Consider the following 3877-nt stretch of genomic DNA (forward strand, 5'->3'; position numbering starts at 1 on the left):
ATCGTGGACGGCAAGGGCAAGCTGCTGCTCACCGGCAAGCTGGGCGACGTGATGCAGGAGTCGGCGCAAGCGGCGCTCTCCTACGTGCGCTCGCGAGCGCAGCGCCTGGGCGTGCCCCGCGACTTCTACCGCGCCGTGGACATCCACGTGCACGTTCCCGAGGGCGCCATCCCCAAGGACGGGCCCTCGGCGGGCATCACCATCGCCACCGCCATCGCCAGCGCCATGAGCCGCGTCCCGGTGCGCCGCGACGTGGCCATGACCGGCGAGATCACGCTGCGCGGCAAGGTCCTGCCCATCGGCGGGCTCAAGGAGAAGCTGCTGGCCGCCCACCGCGCCGGCATCTTCGAGATCGTCCTGCCCCGGGAGAACGAGAAGGACCTGCCCGACATCCCCGAGAACCTGCGCAACGAACTCAAACTGCACTTCGTCGACAACATGGACGAGGTGCTGCAATTGGCGCTGGAAGGGCCGCTTCCCGCGACCGTGGGCGAGCCCGCCTCGGTGCTCCCGGCCGAGCCTCCGGGCGACGCGCCCGCCGCCCGCCAGTAGGGCTTGTTCCAGAGGGGATTCAGGCCCGCGCAAGCGGGCCTTGTTTCTTGCTCTGCCGGCCTTGTTTCTTGCGCTGCCGGCGGCGCCCCGGGACCTCAGTTCCCGCCTTTCTCGGGCTGCTGCTTCAGCCACAGAGCCAAGCGCGAACCTTGCTGCTCCCGCATGTCGATGCAGTTGTTCATGCGCTCCAGACTCTGGCGCATGGTGCGCTCGGCCGACGGGATCGGGTGCTGTGCGAAGAAGGCCTGCACGTCGTCGCGATCGGAGGCGTCGCACATGGCCGCGGTGGCGCCGAAGATATCGCCGCGGGTGTAGCTGGCCAGGCGGTTCTCCAGTTGCGGCCAGTTGGCCTTGATGAAGCTCCACGCCTGCTTGCGCTTTTGCGGGTCGGTGCTGCCCAGGATCGAGCCCAGGAAGCCGGTGGCGTCCTGGTTGCGCACCTCCGGGCTGAGCGCGTACCTCAGGTTCCGCTCCACCAGCTCCGGCCGCCGGAACGCCGCCAGCCCGTAGAAGTACCGGTAGTACTCTTCCGGCGACTTGGCCGCCTTCATGGCCGCCAGGTACTCTTCGTAGAGGGCCTGGTCGCCGTGGATCGCGGCCAGGGGGGTGATGGCAGCCAGCAGCGTCGGATCGACGCTGGCGCTGCCTCCCATCGCCTGCCGCACCAGGCGGGTGGCGTGGGCGATGACCTCTTGATCTCGCCCGGCGTATCCCAGGGTGAAGATCACGGTGGCGCGCAGGGCCTTGCGATCGGCGCTCTCTTCCGGGCTCGACTGCCAGCCTAATTCCTCGAGCGCGGGGCGCAATAGGTTACGCACCCAGGCCTGGTACTGGGCCCGATCGGCGTCGCCGACCACGTAGTCGGATACATCCTGCAGATGACCGTCGAGGGCCTCCCAGGCGGCCCGGTTGCGGATGTCCTTCATGCTCTCGGCCAGTTGCAGGTAGTCGCCCAGGCTGCTGCGCCCGGCGCGCACCATCGCCCACTGGTCGTCCACCAGCGCCACCTGCTCTTCGGCCGACAGTTCCCCGCTCGCCGCCGCCGCCAGCTTGGAAAGGTCCGCAGAAGCATACGAGGTGCGGTAGTAGCCCCGGGCATCGGCGTTGGCCGCGATCCAGGGCGCGCAGCCCTTCCAGGTAAAGCTCTGCTGCTTTTGGGTCAGCAGCTCGCACCGGCTCTCCTGCTTGCCGGAAGCGGCCAGGGTCTTCAGGCACACCGGGATCTGCCACAGCTCGTCATTGCCGGACTCCAGCTTGCGATCGTAGAAGAAGCGCCCCTGCTTCAGGTCCACCGTGGTCGAGCCGCCCGCGCACTTGGCGCTCACGCTGACCAAGGGCACGCCCGGCTGGTCCACGAAGCTCTTCATGATCCTGTCCACGGGCTTGCCCGAGACCCTGGCGATGGTGTTCCAGAAGTCTTCGGCGGTGGCGTTGCCGTAAGCGTGCTCCTGCAAGTATTGGTTGACCCCTTGCCTGTAAGTCTCTGGTCCCACGTAGTTTTCTACCATGCGCAGAACGGCAGCGGTCTTGTTGTAGGCGATGGCGTCGAACAGCTCGCTGATCTCCGCCGGGGTGTTGGCCGGGGTGCGGATGGCGCGCGTGGCCGCCAGCGAATCCACTCCTTTGGCCTCGTTGTCCGACTGCACTTCGTCCAGCCGGTTGTTCCACTCCGGGTGCCAGGCGCGCACCGGCTTGGGGCTCATCCAGGTGGCGAAGCCCTCGTTGAGCCAGATGTCGTCCCACCACTTCATGGTGACCAGGTCTCCGAACCACTGGTGCGCCATCTCGTGGGCGAGCACGTCGGCCACCAGCTTGCGGAAGTCGGGGGAGGCGGTGCGCTCGTCCACCAGCAGAAGCACTTCGCGGTAGACGATGTCGGCGGTGTTCTCCATGGCGCCGGCGGAGAAATCGGGCGAGGCCAGCACGTCCAGCTTCCCGTAGGGATACTTGATGCTGTAGTACTGATCGTAGAAGTGCAGGATGTGCTCGGCGGACTCCAGCGCCACCTTGCCCAGCTCGACCTTGTCGGGCGTGGTGCAGATGCGGATGGGAATGCCGTCGCTGCTGCCCTCCACGCACTTGAAGTCGCCCACTCCCAGCGCCACCAGGTAGGTGGACATCTTGGGTGTCTGCGAGAAGGTGATGGTGTGCTGGTCGGGGCCGGGCCCGGGCTCGTCCTTCTCGATCCGCCCGTTGGAGATGGCGGTGTCGCCCTTGTCCGCCACCACGCTGATGCTGAAGGGCGCCTTGTAAGCGGGCTCGTCCCAGCAGGGGAAGGCGCGGCGCGCGTCGGTGGCCTCCATCTGCGTCATGGCGTAGCGGCGGGTCTTGCTCTTGCTCAGGTAGAAGCCGCGCAACTGGTCGTTCAGGATGCCGGTGTACTCGATCTTGATCTCCACCAGCCCCTGGGGCAATTCCTGGTCCACGGTGAGGGTGGCCATCTCCTTCTCCGGCTGCAGCGTGACTCGGGCGGTCTGCACCGGCCCGCCGGGCAGCGCCTGTACCGTCACCTTCTGGAACTCGATCTCCAGCGCGTTCAGCACGATCTCCTTGGTGGGGCGGTTCACGGTCCCGTGGATGGTCTCCTCGCCCGTGAACTTCGCCGTCTTCAGGTCGGGAGTGAACTTCAGGATGTAGTGGTGCGGCGTGACCGTGTCGGGCAGCCGCTGCGCTGCCGCCGCCAAAGCCAGACCCAGAACGAGCACACAACCCGGTGCAAAGCGCTTCATGGCATCTCCCAGACAGTTTTTTTGGAAGGCACGCAGACCGGCACGCAGGTGGATACGCGATGCCCCGCCCCAAGGTTCCAGCATTCTATCCTGTTCGACGCCCGCGCCGCTCGCGGGTTAGCGGCCACCACCGGGAAAATAGCGGCCGCCCATGACCACCCCCTGGCAGCGTTGCGCCGCAAACCAGTAGGGCACTTCGCGGTAGTCTTCCACCTCGAAGACAGCCAAGTCGGCATCCTTGCCTGCCTCCACGCTGCCTTTCGACGCCCCCAGCCCCAGCGCGCAGGCCCCGTTGATGGTGGCGGCGGCGATGGCCTCCGCCGGCGTCATCTTCATGTGGGTGCAGGCCAGCGAGAGCACGAAGGGCATGCTGGGCGTGGGCGAGGTGCCGGGATTGTAATCGGTAGCCAGCGCCACCGCCACCCCGGCGTCGATCAGCTTGCGCGCCGGCGGATACTGCTCCAGCCCCAGGAAGTAGTTGGCGCCGGGCAGCAGCGTGGCCACCGTGCCGCGGCGCGCGAGTTGCGGGATGTCCTCGTCCACCACGTGATCCAGGTGATCGAACGAGGCCGGTTGGAAGCGCAGCAGGGGCCACA

The 3877-nt window shown here is 67.0% G+C and carries 3 protein-coding genes; 1 reads left to right on the top strand and 2 read right to left on the bottom strand.

The window, feature by feature from the left end:
• Positions 1 to 552, top strand: a 552-nt coding sequence (locus VEG08_04455) for a S16 family serine protease (GenBank protein HXZ27236.1), incomplete at its 5' end; no start/stop codon positions are given.
• A gap of 95 nt (positions 553 to 647) precedes the next feature.
• On the opposite strand, the gene VEG08_04460 is transcribed toward VEG08_04455, so the two are convergent.
• Together VEG08_04460 and VEG08_04465 are read right to left on the bottom strand one after the other, a co-directional pair.
• Positions 648 to 3281, bottom strand: a complete 2634-nt coding sequence (locus VEG08_04460; protein HXZ27237.1) for a M1 family aminopeptidase — start codon at positions 3279 to 3281, stop codon at positions 648 to 650.
• 117 nt (positions 3282 to 3398) lie between these two features.
• The coding region (locus VEG08_04465; protein HXZ27238.1) for an amidohydrolase family protein at positions 3399 to 3877 on the bottom strand (479 nt) is incomplete at its 5' end.

The organism is Terriglobales bacterium, from assembly GCA_035624475.1.
Classification (GTDB): Bacteria; Acidobacteriota; Terriglobia; order Terriglobales; family Acidobacteriaceae; genus DASPRL01.

Excerpts from the sequence above, each read along its gene's own strand:
- VEG08_04460 (HXZ27237.1), bottom strand. The coding sequence starts at position 3,281 with ATGAAGCGCTTTGCACCGGGTTGTGTGCTCGTTCTGGGTCTGGCTTTG.